This is a genomic window from Bacillus sp. B4EP4a (genome assembly GCF_006680105.1).
GTDB classification, from domain to species: domain Bacteria; phylum Bacillota; class Bacilli; order Bacillales; family DSM-1321; genus Peribacillus; species Peribacillus simplex_E.
Window position 1 is genome coordinate 63668 of sequence record NZ_VHIK01000028.1, and the last position, 18991, is coordinate 82658.

15 protein-coding genes are annotated in these 18991 nt (G+C 41.7%); 14 read left to right on the plus strand and 1 reads right to left on the minus strand.

The features are described 5' to 3' along the window. The first annotated feature begins 2 nt into the window (after positions 1 to 2). The 7 genes from FNK51_RS14910 to FNK51_RS14940 all read left to right on the plus strand — a co-directional run bounded on the left by FNK51_RS14910 (position 3) and on the right by FNK51_RS14940 (position 7543). The gene (locus FNK51_RS14910) at positions 3 to 830 is read left to right on the plus strand and encodes a TlyA family RNA methyltransferase (protein ID WP_141993854.1); all 828 of its coding nucleotides are present in this window, start codon (positions 3 to 5) and stop codon (positions 828 to 830) included. Between the two features lie 327 nt (positions 831 to 1157). After that, positions 1158 to 1607, plus strand: coding sequence for a transcriptional regulator AhrC/ArgR (ahrC, locus tag FNK51_RS14915; protein ID WP_034308279.1), 450 nt, complete (start codon positions 1158 to 1160; stop codon positions 1605 to 1607). A gap of 22 nt (positions 1608 to 1629) precedes the next feature. Then, positions 1630 to 3345 (plus strand): DNA repair protein RecN, encoded by a 1716-nt coding sequence (gene recN / locus FNK51_RS14920; RefSeq protein WP_098369847.1) that lies wholly within the window; start codon positions 1630 to 1632, stop codon positions 3343 to 3345. Positions 3346 to 3506: 161 nt separating this feature from the next. Beyond that, complete coding sequence (gene spoIVB / locus FNK51_RS14925; protein WP_076365437.1) at positions 3507 to 4799, plus strand: SpoIVB peptidase; 1293 nt, start codon at positions 3507 to 3509, stop codon at positions 4797 to 4799. Positions 4800 to 5129: 330 nt separating this feature from the next. Then, positions 5130 to 5921, plus strand: coding sequence for a sporulation transcription factor Spo0A (spo0A, locus tag FNK51_RS14930; protein WP_063233099.1), 792 nt, complete (start codon positions 5130 to 5132; stop codon positions 5919 to 5921). A 356-nt stretch (positions 5922 to 6277) separates the two neighbouring features. Then, positions 6278 to 6724 carry a DUF342 domain-containing protein gene (locus FNK51_RS14935; protein ID WP_141993855.1) on the plus strand — a complete coding sequence of 149 codons (447 nt, stop codon included), beginning with the start codon at positions 6278 to 6280 and terminating at the stop codon, positions 6722 to 6724. Positions 6725 to 6808: 84 nt separating this feature from the next. Continuing rightward, positions 6809 to 7543, plus strand: a complete 735-nt coding sequence (locus FNK51_RS14940; RefSeq protein WP_141993856.1) for a glycerophosphodiester phosphodiesterase — start codon at positions 6809 to 6811, stop codon at positions 7541 to 7543. A gap of 43 nt (positions 7544 to 7586) precedes the next feature. On the opposite strand, the gene FNK51_RS14945 is transcribed toward FNK51_RS14940, so the two are convergent. Then, positions 7587 to 7823 carry a DUF2627 domain-containing protein gene (locus tag FNK51_RS14945; protein ID WP_098369850.1) on the minus strand — a complete coding sequence of 79 codons (237 nt, stop codon included), beginning with the start codon at positions 7821 to 7823 and terminating at the stop codon, positions 7587 to 7589. A gap of 205 nt (positions 7824 to 8028) precedes the next feature. Here FNK51_RS14945 and FNK51_RS14950 point away from each other — a divergent pair, with 205 nt between their 5' ends. The 7 genes from FNK51_RS14950 to FNK51_RS14980 all read left to right on the plus strand — a co-directional run bounded on the left by FNK51_RS14950 (position 8029) and on the right by FNK51_RS14980 (position 18990). Continuing rightward, positions 8029 to 10086: a sigma-54 interaction domain-containing protein gene (locus FNK51_RS14950; RefSeq protein ID WP_141993857.1), complete on the plus strand. Its 2058-nt coding sequence runs from the start codon at positions 8029 to 8031 to the stop codon at positions 10084 to 10086. Between the two features lie 368 nt (positions 10087 to 10454). Beyond that, positions 10455 to 11552, plus strand: a complete 1098-nt coding sequence (bcd, locus tag FNK51_RS14955; protein ID WP_098369852.1) for a branched-chain amino acid dehydrogenase — start codon at positions 10455 to 10457, stop codon at positions 11550 to 11552. A 132-nt stretch (positions 11553 to 11684) separates the two neighbouring features. Beyond that, entirely contained in the window at positions 11685 to 13106 is a 1422-nt protein-coding gene (lpdA, locus tag FNK51_RS14960; protein ID WP_141993858.1) for a dihydrolipoyl dehydrogenase, read from the plus strand. 24 nt (positions 13107 to 13130) lie between these two features. Next, positions 13131 to 14126 (plus strand): thiamine pyrophosphate-dependent dehydrogenase E1 component subunit alpha, encoded by a 996-nt coding sequence (locus FNK51_RS14965; protein ID WP_048679300.1) that lies wholly within the window; start codon positions 13131 to 13133, stop codon positions 14124 to 14126. 12 nt (positions 14127 to 14138) lie between these two features. Beyond that, positions 14139 to 15122: an alpha-ketoacid dehydrogenase subunit beta gene (locus FNK51_RS14970; RefSeq protein WP_098369855.1), complete on the plus strand. Its 984-nt coding sequence runs from the start codon at positions 14139 to 14141 to the stop codon at positions 15120 to 15122. Positions 15123 to 15148: 26 nt separating this feature from the next. Beyond that, positions 15149 to 16435: a dihydrolipoamide acetyltransferase family protein gene (locus FNK51_RS14975; RefSeq protein WP_141993859.1), complete on the plus strand. Its 1287-nt coding sequence runs from the start codon at positions 15149 to 15151 to the stop codon at positions 16433 to 16435. Positions 16436 to 17079: 644 nt separating this feature from the next. Further along, positions 17080 to 18990 (plus strand): methylmalonyl-CoA mutase family protein, encoded by a 1911-nt coding sequence (locus FNK51_RS14980; protein ID WP_141993860.1) that lies wholly within the window; start codon positions 17080 to 17082, stop codon positions 18988 to 18990. Position 18991 lies beyond the last annotated feature (1 nt).

Here is an 18991-nt window from a genome sequence, read left to right on the forward strand (position 1 = left end):
ATATGAAAGTGATGAAAGAAAGAGTAGATGTATTACTTGTAGAACAAGGCTTGGCCGATACACGTGAAAAAGCGAAGCGTATGGTTATGGCTGGCCTTGTCTACGCGAATGAAGAAAGGTACGAAAAACCGGGGGAAAAAGTGCCGGTCGATCTCGAATTTACGATCAAAGGAAAAGTCATGCCTTACGTTTCAAGAGGCGGTCTTAAACTTGAGAAGGCATTAAGGGAATTCGATTTGCAAGTGAATGGAAAAATACTGCTTGATATAGGATCATCAACTGGTGGGTTCACGGATTGTGCTTTGCAAAATGGCGCCATAATGTCTTATGCGCTTGATGTCGGCTATAATCAGCTTGCCTGGAAGCTTAGACAGGATGAGCGGGTAAAAGTAATGGAACGGACCAATTTCCGTTATGTTACACCCGCCGATCTCGATGGGGAGATGCCAAACTTTGCAAGCATTGATGTTTCTTTCATCTCGCTTACGTTAATTTTACCGGTGCTAAAGACCTTGCTCGTCCCGAATAGTGATGTCGTTGCCTTGGTTAAACCGCAATTCGAAGCTGGGAAGGATCAAGTGGGTAAAAAGGGGATTGTTCGTGATCCCAAAATCCATAAACAAGTGTTGGATAAGATCATTTCTTTTTCTTTAAAGGAAGGCTATGATATTAAGGATGCCTCCTTCTCACCGATTACCGGCGGTGATGGAAATATTGAATTCTTACTTCATTTACACTGGCAAGGGTCGAAGGAAGAAGGAGCAATATTGCTTTCGAAAACGGTTGATGACATCGTTGGAGATGCCCATGCCCAATTTAAAAAAGAATAGCTAGAACTTTGTATGGGCTCCTTTGGCTGAATGGTTGGCTAAAGGAGCTTTTTAACTATACATTGTGCGTCATGAACTTGGATCATTTATCGGTGGATACATAAAATAGGTAAGTACAAATAATAGACTTGTATTCATTTTTAGAGAAAAAGTTGTACAATTGCATAAAAATCCGATAACATTAATATTAGCCATTTTCTATAGCGGCCTATTTGCACGTACTGATGACCGAAGCAATCCCATAGTGGGACAGCCTGCTTAAGTAAGAAATGAAAGTGATACCATTACCATTAAATGAGCAACAGTTGAGAAGAGGTGCTTCTACTTATGAATAAAGGACAACGACATATAAAAATAAGGGACATTATAACGAATAATGATATTGAAACCCAGGATGAGTTAGTTGAAGAATTGAAATTAGCTGGATACAATGTAACTCAAGCTACTGTTTCTAGGGATATTAAAGAGCTTCACCTTGTAAAAGTTCCTTTAACGGATGGAAGGTATAAATACAGTCTGCCGGCCGACCAACGTTTCAATCCACTTCAAAAATTAAAGAGAATCCTTGTCGATGCATTTGTACGCATTGACTCAGCCAACAATTTACTGGTTATGAAGATGCTCCCAGGTAATGCCCAGGCAATCTGTGCATTGATTGATAATCTAAATTGGCAAGAAATACTCGGGACGATCGGCGGCGACGATACTTGTTTAATTATCTGCCGTTCTGAGGAAGATGCAAAGATCATTTCCGGCAAATTCTTGGACATGCTCTAAAAATGTTGTGAGGTGACCTAGTTTGTTAACAGAACTATCGATTAGGAATTTTGCGATCATAGACAGCCTGTCCGTTTCATTTGAGAAAGGCTTGACGGTCTTGACAGGAGAAACAGGGGCAGGGAAGTCAATCATAATAGATGCCGTTCATCTTTTGGTTGGGGGACGTGGTTCTGCAGAGTTCATTCGGCATGGTGAGTCGAAGGCTGAAATAGAAGGATTATTCCAAATTGAAGATGTAAAACACCCGGTCTTTGCCAAAGCGGAAGAGTTTGGCATCGATATGAATGATGGGATGGCGATACTTCGAAGGGATATCTCACTGAGCGGCAAAAGCGTTTGCAGGGTAAACGGAAAGCTTGTAACGATTTCCACATTACGTGAGATAGGACGGACGTTGATAGATATCCATGGTCAGCATGAACATCAGGAATTAATGGACGAACGACTCCATCTTCCACTGCTCGATCAATTCGGCGGTGAAAAAATCGCATCTGCACTCACTGAATACCAAAAGCTATATAAACGTTATGAAACCGCTTCTAAACAATTGAATGGTTTGAGCCAAAATGAACAGCAAATGGTCCACCGCCTTGATTTGATCCAATTTCAATTCGATGAAATCCAAAAAGCTGATTTGAAATTACGCGAAGATGAAGAATTGATGGAAGAGCGGAAGAAAATTAATAATTTCGAAAAAATCCATGAAGCGCTGCAAACCAGTTATAATGCTTTAAATGGTGAGCAGCATGCAATTGATTGGCTTTCCGTAGCCATGAATAACTTGGAGGAAGCGGCAGGGCTTGATGAAGGTTTAAAGAACAGCTCTGAAACCGTTTCAAATAGCTACTTCCTGCTTGAGGAGGCCGTGTCTAACATCCGTGACCAATTAGACTCTTTGGATTATGATACAGAGCGAGTGGAATTCATTGAAAGTCGCCTTAATGAAATAAATCAATTAAAGCGTAAATACGGGCGGACCATCGAGGAAATCCTGGAGTATGGGGCCGCTATTGAAGAAGAAGTCGAAAAGCTGCAAAATAGGGAAACCCATATAGCGAAGCTTGAAAAGGAAATGAAATCCATCAAGGCAGATTTAATTGTCGAAGCAAAGAATCTGTCTGAACTTCGCCAGAAATTCGCTCAGCAGCTAACCAAAAAGATTCATCAGGAATTAAAAGATTTATACATGGAAAAGACAATTTTCGAACCACATTTCCTTCAAACGGCCTATACTTTCGATGAATTGTCAGATAGGGGCATCAATCAGTCAGGGCTGGATTCAATGGAATTTTATATTTCCACCAATCCAGGTGAACCATTAAAACCTCTTTCTAAAATCGCATCTGGTGGTGAACTGTCGAGGATCATGCTGGCATTGAAAAGCATATTCTCCAAGCACCAAGGTATAACGTCCATTATCTTTGATGAAGTGGACACAGGTGTGAGCGGACGGGTTGCGCAATCCATTGCCGAAAAGATCTATAAAGTGGCAACCGGATCACAAGTACTGTGCATATCCCATTTGCCACAGGTGGCAGCTATGGCGGATACACACCTTTTCATAGCGAAAAATGTAAGGGCCGGACGCACGAATACTTCGGTAAAGCCGTTAATTGAAACTGAAAAAATAAAAGAAATTGGCAGGATGATTTCAGGAGTAGAGATAACGGATTTGACGAAACAACATGCCAATGAATTAATCCAGCTTGCCAAAAGGCTGAAAATTACATCTTGATGGGCCGGTAAGAAGATTAATTAAACTAATCATAAGCATTCATTGTAAAGCTATCCAAAAACGGATAGCTTTTATTTTTTGCACCTGTTATAAATGACTGTCATGAGGGCTAAATTAAAGGTGTAGCCATTAAGTTTCAGAGAGCGAGGAGAGTGAATGGATTGAAATTTATATGGATAAACAGGATCATCGGTGGAATTCTCCTTGTTTCGCTATTAACATTAGGGTTATACCAGCCATCTCGTGAATATTTTTTAATTCCAAATCATCTTGTACTATTTGAAGGAAGTCAATATAGTATTTCCAAATCATTGCCTGTTTCTGCAAAAACTTCGGGATCCAGTGATGGAATTTCGCTTCATGATGAACAAGCTTCGATTACGCTTGGTGCTGAGAAACCAGGTACGAATGAAGTGTTACTCGATGTAGCAGGCCTGCCTGCCAAAAAGGTCGACATCAGGGTGTTAAAAGACTTTAAAGTCATGCCTGGTGGCCAATCCATTGGAGTAAAGCTTAATACTCTTGGGGTGCTCGTAGTAGGTCATCATCTTATTGATACTGCGCAGGGGAAAAAATCACCGGGAGAAAAAGCGAAAATTGAAATCGGTGATATTATTACAGAAATCAATGGTCAGACGATAAAGAAGATGGGGGATGTAACCCCTTTTGTTCAGCAGGCAGGCGAAAAGGGTGAGGCGTTGAATCTTGTCATTAACCGTGATAATGAAGTGCTCCACAGTACCCTATTACCTCTAAAAGATAAGAATGAAGGAACTTACAAATTGGGTTTGTATATCCGTGATTCGGCAGCTGGTATCGGAACGATGACGTTTTATCACCCGGATTCAAAAAAATATGGGGCGTTGGGACATGTCATATCCGATATGGATACAAAAAAGCCGATTGTTGTTAAGGACGGACAGATTGTTCAATCGACGGTCACATCCATCGAAAAAGGAAGCAATGGTGATCCCGGAGAAAAATTGGCACGCTTTTCTTCTAATAAAGAAAAAATAGGAAATATCAATCGCAATAGTCCCTTTGGTATTTTTGGGAAATTAAATCAAGATTTTAAAAATGGAATTAACGACAAGCCACTCCCCATCACCCTTTCCCATGAGGTAAAGGAAGGACCAGCAAAAATCCTTACAGTGGTGGATGGTTCTGAAGTGGAGGAATTCGATGTCGAAATCGTCAGTTCCATACCACAGAAGTTTCCTGCAATTAAAGGAATGGTCTTAAAAGTGACGGATAAAGAATTGCTCCAAAAAACAGGTGGGATCGTTCAAGGTATGAGCGGCAGTCCTATCATACAAAATGGGAAATTAATCGGTGCAGTCACCCATGTATTCGTTAATGATCCTACAAGTGGGTATGGAGTCCATATCGAATGGATGTTAAACGAAGCCGGTATAAATATATACGACAAAAATAATTATGAAAAGGCAAGCTAAGAATCCGGGTATCCTTTTGGATGCCCCTTTTTAATGGAAAGTTATGGTTAGCATAGGTTTTGGGTAGGAATTAAATTTGATTTCTTCAAAAAATAGAGGTTTTTTTGTAACGATGTGATAAAATGATAACGATATGAAGATTTTTCGACAATCGCTTTATTCGAATAGCAAACGAAGTCGAAAACAAGAGATATCCGGAGAATAATATTGAATTCCTTATATTTTTTCAAAAATAAAAGGAATTTAGTTTCCATTGTCGAAAAGTTCAATTACAATAGAATTTAGTCATATAGAAAAAAAGACCAATTGTAGTTGAGGAGGAAATCAAGCGTGAAAAAAATTAAGGTGTGCGTTGTAGATGATAATAGAGAACTTGTTGGCCTTCTGGAAGAATACATTTCTGCACAGGAAGACATGGAAGTAATTGGGGTGGCACATAACGGTCAAGATTGCTTGGGGATGCTTGAAAGCGTTGATCCGGATATATTGATCCTCGATATTATCATGCCTCATTTAGATGGGTTAGGTGTACTTGAAAAACTTCGTGAAGTAAAACGGGGTGCTATGCCTAATGTGATTATGCTTACTGCCTTTGGTCAAGAAGATGTAACGAAAAAAGCTGTTGATTTGGGTGCGTCTTACTTTATCCTGAAACCATTCGATATGGAAAATCTGGCCAATCACATACGTCAGGTAAGCAGTAAAGGGCAGGCGGTTTTAAAAAATCATAGTCAATTTAGCTATCGTCCCCAAAATGAATCCAAGCCGAAGAACCTCGATGCCAGCATCACGAGCATCATTCACGAGATTGGAGTGCCTGCACATATTAAGGGCTATTTGTATTTAAGGGAAGCGATATCAATGGTATATAATGATATTGAACTATTGGGTTCTATCACCAAAGTTTTATATCCGGATATCGCAAAAAAATACAATACTACAGCCAGCCGTGTTGAACGTGCTATCCGGCATGCGATTGAAGTGGCCTGGAGCCGTGGAAATATAGAATCCATATCATCTCTTTTCGGATATACCGTAAGCATGACTAAGGCAAAGCCTACAAATTCGGAGTTCATTGCCATGGTTGCCGATAAGCTGCGCCTCGAACATAAAGCTTCTTGACAGGGGTAGGGAAAAACCGGTTATAAGGATTCAGGGTAACAATTGACCATATAAAGGCTAGAGCCGCTAAATATAAATAGGAACTCTCCGTCTGGAGGTAAAGGACAGGAAGAAGTTGCTTCTTGATTTTTTCTAATCGGCAACTTCAAATTTTTTATGCCGGTTAAAAAAAATTAAACGCCTTTTATTTATTGGATTTTGAAGGAAATCCCATAAATAAAAGGCGTTTTTGTTTTGTGAAAAAGCGGTACAAATCATTTTAGACGAAGTAGGTGTTATATAGCTCCCTTTTCCTTAACTTTTAGATATATATATAATTATGGGTATATATGACCACTGCGAAAAGAGGGGAGTTAATGGTTTATGAAAAAAATGAGCATTTTGTAATGGAGGCGGATAAAGATATGGTTTTTATCACCGTTTGTCAAAAAGGCTTTTCCATTCTTCAGTTGAATCCTATCCTATTGGATTTTTCGCAAATCATGCTTGAGAACGTCAAAGACTTGAAGGATGCACTGACAGAGGCAAGCGGGGAAAGAATTCAATTGGGAAGACGGACGATTACGGAGTTGGACATAGCGGCTGATAAAATGTCCGCAAGTGTAAAACTCAATTGTTCAGAAAACTACCTGAAAGAGAACCATTCAGTAATTATGGGGAATATTTTAGAGAGTCTTCAAAGTGAAGGAATTTCCGAAGGGATTTTAATGCATGTATTGCAAAATGAGCTGAGCATCAAAGAGCCAACAATTATCGCGAAAGGAACATTCTATCCAGAAAATAATCACCTGCATTTTGATTGAAGGATTGATTTAAATAAAAATAATTTGCTGTTTCTGTTCATAAAATTGGGATATAACAATTATTGAGAGAGGCGGTGTTTCATCATGACCTTAATCTTTGCGCATCGAGGCTCTGCAGGAACACATCCGGAAAATACGATGTCGGCGTTCAAAGAAGCTGCCCGTGTCGGGGCGGACGGAATTGAAACGGATGTCCAGCTCTCGAAAGATGGAGAAGTGGTCATCATTCACGATGAAAAGCTCGATCGGACCATGAATGCCTCGGGGTATGTAAAAGACCGGACCTTGATGGAGTTGAAAACACTTAATGCTTCTGCAACCCATAAGGGTAAATTGAGTAAAGAAAAGATTCCGACGCTTGAAGAACTATTTATTTGGCTTTACGATAATCAGCTTTTTTGCAATATTGAATTAAAAAATATGCTTTTTCTGTATCCAGGCTTAGAAGAGAAAGTCATCCGGCTCATCCGTACATACGAAATGGAGGAAAGGGTAATCCTTTCTTCATTCAATCATTACAGTTTGGTCAATTGCCATCAATTGGCACCTGAATTGGAAACCGCACCGCTTTATAGGGATTGTCTATACATGCCGTGGATATATGCAAAGGCAATAGGCGGAAGTGCAATCCACCCAAATATCAGGGCTGCCCCTGATGCATTAATTCAAGCATCGGAGAGTATGGGTGTTCCTGTACGGCCATATACCATTAATAAAGAAGCAGAGATGAAGCGGTTATTCAAACTGGGGTGCAGCGGCATCATTACCGATTTTCCCGAGGCAGCCGTACGGATCAGAGAAGGATTGAAATCAAGATAAAGAAAGAAGGTGCCATATGATACATGGCACCTTCTATTTACGTTTAAAATTTAGTGAACCTGCTTTGGACCTTATTTTGTTTTCGATCTCGATGAAGGACGAAGCCGGCGATAAAGGCTATTCCGCCAATCGTAATGAGCAGTCCTATTAAAAATTGCAGCCAAAGGAATGGATAGGGAGGCTGTAAAATACCGAACACCATGTCCCTCATTATTTTTATGCCATAGGCAGCAAAGGCACCAGGTATAAAAAGAATCAAAAAAGCGATTAAACGTTTCATGCGGTCAAATCCCTTCCGAAAATTCCGTCTTTAAAAAATGATAAAGGATATAAATTATTTGTCAAGTTTCGGGAATCTAGATAATGACTGGGAGTTGGCGGCTGTTTTTAAAGGGTACCGATATGGTAAAATGGTTGGGAGTATGAAAAAAATTGCAGGGAATGATCTATTAAAAGGGTTAATTATATCTTAAGGGGGATGGCTCATGCAAAAGGTCATGATAGTAGGGGGAGGAGTGGGAGGGACAACCGTGTTGAAACTCCTATCGGAAAGTGAAGTATTCTCCATTGTTTGTATGGCTGATACGAATGAATCCGCTGAAGGGATGCTTGCTGCAAAGGAACGAAGGATTCCTACAGTGACTGATTGGAGCATGGGATTGGAGCGGGATTTGGACATCATTTTTGATACGACCGGAGACCCATCTGTCTATAAAAAGATAAAAAGGGACATGGGCGAACAAACGATTCTCATTCCTGGAAGTGTCGCCCTCATTATGACTAAGTTATTTGAAGAGAAAAATCGATTAATAAGTAAATTGGAAAATACCTCGGCAAAAATGGACTTGATCCTTAATACGACCAGTGAAGGAATGGTGGTGATTGATCATGAAGGATTCATCATCATGTTCAATGATAGTGCGGAACGTGCATCTGACACAAAGCGCGAAGATGTGATAGGCAGACATATCAAAGATTTCATCCCTTCAACTGGATTGCTGCGAGTGATGCAAACGAACCAAAAAGAAGTGAATCAGGAAATCACCCTTAGCAATGGGATGGAACTCATAACGACAAGGATACCTCTTGTGAATGCCGATAAGGAAATCATAGGGGCTTTTTCCGTGTTTAGGAATAAAACGGAAGCTGTACAATTGGCAGAGCAGATCACTGATTTAAAAGAGATACAGACGATGCTCCAGGCGATCATTCAATCCAGTGATGAAGCCATATCTGTTGTGGATGATCAAGGCAGGGGGCTTTTGATCAATCCGGCATATACAAGAATCACCGGCTTAACAAAGACCCAAGTGATCGGTAAGCCGGCTTCCATCGATATTTACGAAGGTGAAAGTATGCATATGAAAGTGCTTCAAACAAAAAAGCCTGTTCGGGGTGTCAATATGCGTGTCGGCCCAAAACATAAGGAAGTGATCGTGAATGTTGCTCCAATCATTGTGGATGGGTGCCTGAAAGGGAGCGTTGGCGTCATTCATGATGTATCGGAAATTCAAGCCTTGACCCACGAATTGAATCGGGCAAGACAGATTATCCGGACGTTGCAGGCTAAATATTCCTTTGATGATATAATTGGGGCTTCCGAAGAGATGAAGCTTCCCATTGAACAGGCGAAATTATCGGCAAGAACACCTGCTACTGTCTTATTAAGAGGGGAATCAGGGACGGGCAAAGAGTTATTTGCACATGCCATACATAATGCGAGCGATAGGAAATTCAATAAATTCGTACGGGTAAATTGTGCGGCCATCTCGGAATCATTACTTGAAAGTGAACTGTTCGGTTATGATGAAGGAGCCTTTACCGGGGCAAGCAGGGGGGGAAAGGTCGGTTTTTTTGAAGAGGCAAATCAAGGGAGTATCTTTTTGGACGAAATTGGTGAATTGCCGGCCAACATCCAAGCTAAATTACTTCGGGTATTACAAGAAAAGGAAATCATCAGAGTGGGGGGGACGAAGCCGATCCCCATCAATGTCCGGGTGATAGCCGCTACGAATATCAATCTTGAACAGGCCATCGCAAACGGATCATTCAGGGAAGACTTGTATTTCAGGCTGAACCGCATGCCTATTTTCATTGCACCATTAAGAAAGAGAAAAGAAGATTTGAGAGAATTGGCGGAGCATTTGATTAATAAAATCAATCAGGAGTATGGACGGAGCATAGAGGGAATTACAGCAGCAGCTATACATAAAATGCAAATTTACAACTGGCCGGGTAATGTCAGGGAACTGGAAAATATCTTAGGACGGGCAATCATTTTCATGAAATTGAACGAGACGGTCATTGATATACATCATATTCCGGATTTTATCGAAGAGATTCCATTAAAGCAGGAGAAATTATTAATGAAGCCTTCTGGCTACGTATCGGGGAAACCGCTCTCGGAGATAATAGACCAGTATGAAGCCGAAATCATTCAGCAAGCGTTCCATACCCACAAGGGAAATAAAACACTTACGGCAAAAGCGCTGGGGATTTCAGTTAGAAATCTATATTACAAAATGGAAAAACTAAAATTGTGAAAATTTTTGCACGCAAATATTTGCGTACTATGAAAAAAACTGCGTGGAATTTTCTGATTTATTTTAATTTAAGCGAGACTCCACTTCTAACATGAAATTTTTTTGAATTTGTTATAGTCTATAGTTGCCCAACATATTAACCAGCATCTCCTTTATTTGGATAAAAAGGCTCTCATTATGTATTTTATTGGCATGTTATTTGCATATTTAAAAGTACATGGATCTTTAAAGGGAACCATTCCCCATGGGGAAAATATCATGCTAGTAGCGGATTTTATTTAAAATGAACGTAGTAACAAGTAAGAATGAGGAGTAATACAGTGTCCTCATATCTGACATGTATTAAAACATCTAGGGAGGATTCCTTTATGGAAATTTTTAAATATCTTGAGAAGTATGATTACGAGCAATTGTTATTCTGTCAGGATAAACAATCTGGTTTGAAAGCGATTATTGCCATTCATGATACGACATTAGGGCCTGCGCTTGGAGGCACTAGGATGTGGACGTATGCAACTGAAGAAGATGCCATTGAAGATGCCTTAAGGCTTTCAAGAGGAATGACATATAAGAACGCAGCTGCCGGCTTGAATTTAGGCGGGGGAAAAACCGTCATCATCGGCGATCCCCGTAAGGATAAAAATGAAGAAATGTTCCGTGCATTCGGAAGGTATATCCAAGGACTGAATGGGCGTTATATAACAGCGGAAGATGTAGGTACAACGGTTGAGGATATGGATCTCATTCATGAGGAGACGGATTTTGTCACTGGAATTTCCCCTGCATTCGGTTCTTCGGGAAATCCTTCCCCTGTAACTGCCTATGGGGTATATCGCGGTATGAAAGCTGCTGCAAAAGAAGCATTCGGAACTGATTCCTTAGAAGGCAAGGTGGTTGCAGTCCAAGGCGTCGGGAATGTTTCTTATAACTTATGCCGTCACCTTCATGAGGAAGGCGCCCAGCTGATCGTTACGGATATCAATAAAGAAAGTGTGGCCCGCGCGGTTGAATCCTTTGGGGCGACTGCAGTTAATCCTGATGAAATTTATGGAGTAGACTGTGATATCTATGCACCTTGTGCGTTAGGGGCTGTCATAAATGATCATACAATCAATCAAATCAAGGCGAAGGTCATTGCAGGTGCGGCCAATAATCAATTGAAGGAACCTGTTCATGGCGATCAAATTCATGAAAAAGGTATTATATATGCACCTGATTATGTTATTAATGCAGGTGGAGTCATAAACGTGGCCGATGAGCTTTTAGGATATAATCGGGAAAGAGCCCTTAAGAAAGTGGAAACGGTTTATGATACAATTGAAAGAGTCATCGAGATTGCAAAACGCGATCAAATCCCAACATATAAAGCAGCGGATAGGATGGCAGAGGAGCGAATTGCTCGCATGAGGAATTCAAGGAGCCAATTCTTGCAAAATGAAAAACATATCTTGAATGGAAGAAAATGATTGTAGTTTTACAAGCTAAAGATTCCTGTGTTTTTTTAAATAAACACAGGAATTTTCAACATGGATAACGTAATAAACATATGCCAAGTAAAAATGGTGACAAATAGTATGTATTTGTGAGGAGGAGTGGTTTTGGCTGAAGAATTTGACCTCGTTATCCTCGGAGGAGGAACAGGCGGGTATGTAGCGGCAATAAGGGCTGCTCAATTAGGATTGAAAACGGCTGTCGTGGAGAAAGGAAAGCTCGGCGGAACGTGTCTACATAAAGGTTGTATCCCTTCGAAAGCACTTTTAAGGAGTGCGGAAGTTTATCAGACTGCAGTGAAAAGTGAGGAATTCGGTATTGTTACCGGGGATGTAAAGGTAGACTTCCTTAAGGTGCAGGAAAGAAAGAATAAAGTGGTCGATCAACTCTATAAAGGTGTTCAGCACTTGATGAAACAAGGAAAGATAACGGTTTATGAAGGGTTAGGGCGTATACTTGGTCCTTCTATATTTTCACCGATGCCTGGGACAATTTCCGTGGAAATGAATAATGGCAGTGAAAATGAAATGCTCATTCCTCAGAATGTCATCATTGCTACCGGTTCGCGTCCGAAGACACTGCCCGGTTTAGCGATTGATGGGGAATTGGTGCTTACATCGGACGAAGCTCTAAAGCTTGAGAGCCTGCCAAAATCAATGATTATTGTAGGCGGCGGTGTTATCGGCATTGAATGGGCTTCGATGCTCAATGATTTTGGTGTGGAAGTGACAGTACTGGAATATGCAGATAGAATCATCCCGACTGAGGACCATGATATTTCCAGTGAAATGCTTCGTCTCCTAACGAAAAAAGGCGTCAAATTCGTTACAGGTGCGAAGGTATTGCCTGAAACCCTGAAAACGGATGTTTCAGTTTCCATATCTGCAGAAGTCAAAGGTTCGGTAGAGGGATTCACAGCTGAAAAAATGCTGGTTTCCGTAGGCAGATCAGCAAATGTTGAAGGGATCGGCATTGAAAATACGGAAATTATGAAAGAAAAAGGCTTTATTGAAACCAATGACTTCTTCCAAACGAAGGAATCACATATCTATGCAATCGGTGATTGTATTGGCGGTCTCCAATTGGCTCACGTTGCCTCCCATGAAGGCATTACGGCCGTTGAACATATCGCAGGCCAAAAACCGGAACGGCTGGATTATTCGCTCATTTCAAAATGCGTGTATTCAAGCCCTGAAGCTGCAAGTGTCGGTTTGACGGAAGAACAGGCAAACAAGGAGGGCTATGACCTTAAAATTGGGAAATTCCCATTCCGTGCAGTTGGTAAGGCCCTTGTATTCGGGGAAGCGGATGGCTTTGTCAAAATCATCGCCGATAAGAGAACGGATGATATACTGGGCGTTCATATGATCGGACCACATGTTACGGATATGATTTCAGAAGCCGGACTTGCAAAAGTGCTTGATGCGACACCTTGGGAAATAGGCAAGACAATTCATCCGCACCCAAGTCTTTCAGAAGCAATCGGAGAGGCGGCCCTTGCTGTCGATGGACGTGCCATTCATTCATAAAGAATAAGGTCAGGAGGTTTTATGATGGTAGAAAAACGTCATGAACAATTAGGCTTAAATGAGGAAACGGTTTTAGATATGTACCGGACAATGCTTTTGTCCCGCAGAATTGATGAGCGCATGTGGCTTTTAAACCGATCCGGGAAAATTCCCTTCGTGATTTCCTGCCAGGGGCAAGAAGCTGCACAGGTTGGGGCTGCGTTTGCGCTTGATCGGCAAAAGGATTATGTACTGCCTTATTATCGGGATGTCGGTGTGGTACTTACCTTCGGAATGACCGCAAAAGACTTGATGCTTTCAGGTTTCGCGAAAGAGGAAGATCCCAATTCCGGCGGGCGCCAAATGCCTGGTCATTTTGGTCAAAAGAAAAATAGGATCGTCACTGGTTCATCGCCTGTAACGACACAGGTCCCGCATGCTGTTGGAATTGCCCTTGCAGGGAAGATGGAAGGTAAGGATTTGGTGACATTCGTAACGTTTGGGGAAGGTTCATCCAATCAGGGCGATTTTCATGAAGGGGCCAACTTTGCAGGTGTGCACAAGCTACCGGTCATTTTCATGTGTGAAAATAATAAATATGCGATTTCAGTTCCTATTGAGAAACAGCTATCGTGTGAAAATGTTTCCGACAGGGCGATTGGCTATGGGATGCCTGGAATAACGGTGGATGGCAATGATCCATTGGAAGTGTATGCAGCGGTGAAAGAAGCGGCTGACCGTGCACGAAGGGGAGAAGGCCCTACACTTGTAGAAACCGTTTCATACAGGCTTACACCTCATTCAAGTGATGATGATGACCGTAGCTACCGGACTGCGGACGAAGTGGCCGAGGCCAAAACGAAGGATTCGATAATGACATTTGGAGCGTATTTAAAAGAAGTGGGAATCATGGATGATGACCTTGAGAAACAAATGAATGATGAAGTCATGAAGATAGTAAACGAAGCAACCGATTATGCTGAAAATGCTCCATATCCGAAGGCTGAAAGTGCTATGAATCATGTGTATGCACAAAAGTAAGGGGGTAATAGAATGCCAGTGATTTCTTATATAGATGCCGTGACAATGGCAATGAGGGAAGAGATGGAACGTGATTCCCGTGTGTTCGTATTGGGAGAGGATGTAGGAAAAAAAGGTGGGGTCTTTAAAGCCACTAATGGTTTATACGACCAATTCGGTGAAGCCAGGGTCATCGATACCCCGCTCGCTGAATCTGCAATTGCAGGAGTGGGAATTGGAGCCGCCATGTATGGGCTTCGGCCGATAGCTGAGATGCAATTTGCTGATTTCATCATGCCTGCCATTAACCAAATAGTTTCAGAGGCAGCCAAAATTAGATACCGTTCTAATAATGACTGGAGCTGTCCTATGGTTATCCGTGCTCCGTATGGAGGAGGGATTCATGGAGCCCTTTATCATTCACAATCGGTTGAAGCAATCTTTGCCAATCAGCCGGGCTTGAAAATTGTGATGCCTTCCACTCCGTATGATGTAAAGGGGTTGCTTAAAGCTGCCATTCGCGATGAAGACCCAGTACTTTTCTTTGAACATAAACGCGCTTACCGCTTGATCAAGGGTGAGGTACCGACTGAAGATTATGTACTTCCCATCGGTAAGGCGGAAGTGAAAAGGGAAGGGGAAGACATTACTGTCATCTCCTATGGCCTTTGTGTGCATTTTGCCCTTCAGGCAGCAGAAAAATTAGCTGCAGATGGAATTTCTGCACATGTTCTTGACTTGCGTACGGTCTACCCTTTGGATAAGGATGCTATCATAGAAGCAGCTTCTAAAACGGGGAAAGTATTACTGGTTACGGAAGATAATAAAGAAGGAAGCATCATGAGTGAGGTCGCAGCCATCATTGCCGAGCATTGCCTTTTTGATTTGGATGCCCCTGTAAAACGATTGGCCGGACCTGATGTACCTGCCATGCCATATGCGCCTACGATGGAAAAACAATTTATGGTGAATCCTGATAAAGTGGAAAAAGCAATGAGGGAATTGGCCGAGTATTAATGACTGTTAAGAAGGAGGAACGAATTATGGCTATGGAATTAATGAAGATGCCTCAACTAGGCGAAAGTGTCACAGAGGGAACCATCAGTAAATGGCTTGTGAAGCCTGGGGATCATGTCACGAAATACGACCCGCTAGCTGAAGTGATGACGGATAAAGTAAATGCTGAGGTTCCTTCTTCCTTCACCGGCATCATCAAGGAATTGAAAGCGGATGAGAATCAAACATTGGCAGTCGGGGAAGTCATTTGCTCGATTGAAGTTGAAGCGGCAAAGACGGATAACGGAAATGCTGGGCAAGTTTCTCATAGTGAGGAAAATGCTGATGCACCTGTTACAAGAGATGTGCAGCAAGCGTCGGCCGAACCATCAAGGAAATCTCGCTATTCGCCAGCTGTGTTAAAACTTTCCCAGGAGCATGGAATAGATCTTTCAAAAGTTAAAGGAACGGGGAATGAGGGACGGATCACCCGTAAAGATTTACTGAAACTTGTTGAATCAGGGAATCTTCCTAAGGCGGAGGAGCCTTCCGCAATAACCGATTCAGCTCCTGTAGAGATCGCCCCTCAAGTTAATCGTCAAACCAGTCCAGTAACAAACGTGCCGACTGTGGCTGGGGACAAGGAAATACCTGTTACCGGCATCCGTAAGGCAATTGCGTCCAATATGTTGAAAAGTAAGCACGAAATTCCGCATGCTTGGACGATGGTGGAAGTTGATGCAAGTAATATGGTGAAGTTGCGTGATAATCTTAAATCCGAGTTTAAACAAAAAGAAGGCTATAATTTAACGTACTTTGCCTTTTTCGTAAAAGCGGTTGCTCAAGCCCTTACGGAATTTCCAGAGCTCAATTCGATGTGGGCAGGCGAAAAAATCATACAAAAGAAAGAAATCAATATATCAATAGCCGTTGCAACCGAAGATGCCTTATTTGTACCGGTCATTAAAAATGCCGATGAAAAATCAATCAAAGGTATAGCAAGGGAGATACAGGAACTTGCATCCAAAGTAAAGGCGGGTAAGTTAAAAGCAGAGGATATGCAAGGTGGTACGTTCACTGTTAATAACACTGGCTCATTCGGTTCTGTCCAGTCCATGGGAATCATCAATTATCCACAGGCGGCCATTTTACAAGTTGAAACGATTGTAAAACGCCCAGTGGTCATAAATGATATGATTGCAGTACGAGATATGGTGAATCTCTGTTTATCACTTGATCATCGTGTTTTGGACGGACTGGTATGCGGACGATTCCTTGCAAGGGTTAAAGAAATCATCGAAAAGATTTCCAAAGATAACACTTCCATATACTAAAATGAAGAAAAGGAAGGCCGGAAGGTTATTCCTTCAGACTGTAGGCAAACTTGATGAAAATCGAGTTTGCCTACAGTTTTTTTGATTGGTACAATTTGAACGTTAGTTGGAACTCCAGGCACTCGATTTCCCGGGCGGGTCCGCCCTTGGCGCCTGTGGGGTCCCTCCTTGGACAAGCTATTCCCGCTGGAGTCTCACACACCCGTACCAATCACCTTTTTTTAAAAAAATTTGATAGAAACCATAACTATGGGATGATGGTGGTTCCTGATCATCATTTAGTCCAGCAGTTATTGATTCCCCCTTGCTTTTTGATTTGGTGAAAGATGCGTATGCCGAAGTCGATCGCCAAAGTTTAGACTCTGTCATTTCTCTTTTCCGTAGAAAAACATCGACAAAAATTTTATTTTTGCTATTATTTTATTAAGAGCTGTTCTAATACAGATCAGAGACTGTACTTGATTTAAAAAAAGGCGAAATAGGCTAGTGGTTTCCTTAATAACAGATTTGCTAATTTCTATTGTCTTAAATTTCAAGAAAATTATGGTAGAATGTTAGTATAATCCAGATTAAATTGACGGGAGGGTGGTTTTCTTATCCAAAACTGACTGAGCGTTCGTTCTCCCAAAGAAAGGACAGGGCGTATGAGGCGGCAGAAGATAAGAAAGCGATTACAGATGGAACTGAAAGATGTAAAAAACATAACCTTTCCAAAGCCTTCTTTTGAAGAGTGGAAAGAAGCTGCGGAAGCAAGTTTAAAAGGGAAAAGTGTAGAAAAATTAAAAACGAATACATATGAGGGCATCACTTTACATCCGCTCTATACAGAAAAGGCGGATTCAACGGAAAAAGTAGCTGAATTACCAGGATTTTTCCCTTTCACCCGAGGAACGTCCCCAACGGGATATCACGAAAAACCTTGGCTTGTCGTTCAACCTGTAAGCGGTATCACGGCTGAAGAAGCAAATGAAAAGATGAAGGCTTCATTCAAGCGCGGTCAAAATGTCGTGGCATACCCTGCACGATTGCTTGCCGAGGGCGCAAGGGCAGAAAAATTGTTTAAGGATATCCCATTAAAAGAAATCCCGATTTTCATTGACCTTAAGGGGAAACAAAAAGGATTATTCCCTCAATTCAAAGCTGTTGCCGAAGCACAAAATACCCAATTGACAGGCGTTATTGCTGAAGATCCCATTGCAGAATGGCTCATTTGCGGTCAGCTGCCAGAAGATACGGATAACTATTTTGCAGACTGGCTGAAGACGATCCAAGACTATCAGAATGTAGGCAGGGATTTAAAAACAGTTTTGATTAATACGGCAGTCTACCATAATGGAGGAGCTAATGCCGTACAAGAAATAGCTTACGGATTATCGGCTGCTGTCCAATATCTATTGGAAGGTCAAAAACAAGGGCTTTCTATTGCTTCGGTTTCCGAAAAAATAGTATTCTCTTTTGCTTTGGATTCAAATTACTTCATGTCCATCGCTAAACTGCGGGCTGCCAGAAGGCTTTGGGCAGGACTTGCAGAAGCTTTCGATACGGCATCGGACCATTTTAAAATGGCGATACATGCCGTTACTTCCGAGTTGACAGAAACGCTTTATGATCAGCATGTCAATATTCTTAGAACCACAAATCAAGCTTTCGCTGCAGCTATTGGAGGCATTCAATATCTTCAAATTCATCCATTCACACACGCAACTGGTGAAACCGATGATTTTTCAGAAAGAATTGCCCGTAACACTCACTTGATTTTAAAAGAAGAAACAAATATCACAACAGTGGCCGATCCTGCTGGCGGTTCATGGTATGTTGAGCAATTAACGGATGAATTGGCTGAAAAGGTTTGGGCGAAATTCCTTGAAATCGATGCAGTTGGAGGGATTCTTGAGCTAATTAAACAAGGCACGCTTCAGAAAGAAATAGCTGAAGTTTACCAAGGCAGAGTCCAAAATGCGGCCTTCAGAAAAGAAAGCATCATCGGAACCAATGTCTATCCGAATCCCGCTGACAAGATTAAAACCCCGACACGGAATAACCATGTGTCATATATGAAAGTGGAGAAGCCGGTTGGCATTACCCCGCTTGACTTGGATCGGGTATCCATTCAGTTCGAACAGATAAGGCTACGCAGTGAAAAGTATAAAGAATTATGTGGAACGGCTCCAACTATTGGTTTGATTAATTTGAAAAATCTCAAATCCTATAAACCTCGTGCAGATTTCGTAAAAAGTCTTGCTGCAGCAGGTGGTATTGAAACAATCGGCAGTAAGGGGTGTCAAACCGTTGAGGAAGCAGTCGATTATGTAGCTGCGACCAAGCTCCCTATCTATTGTGTTTGCGGCAGTGATGCGGACTACTCGGAATTAGCGCCATTAACCATTAAAGAAATTAAAAAGCAATTCCCTGAAATCACTATTTATAGTGCCGGTAAGCAACAAGAAGAATTGGAGATTACACTAAGTGAAGCCGGAGTCAAAGATTTTATCCATGTTAAAACGAATGCAATAGCCATTTTATCGGAATTATTGCAGAAGCTAGGGGTGAACTGAA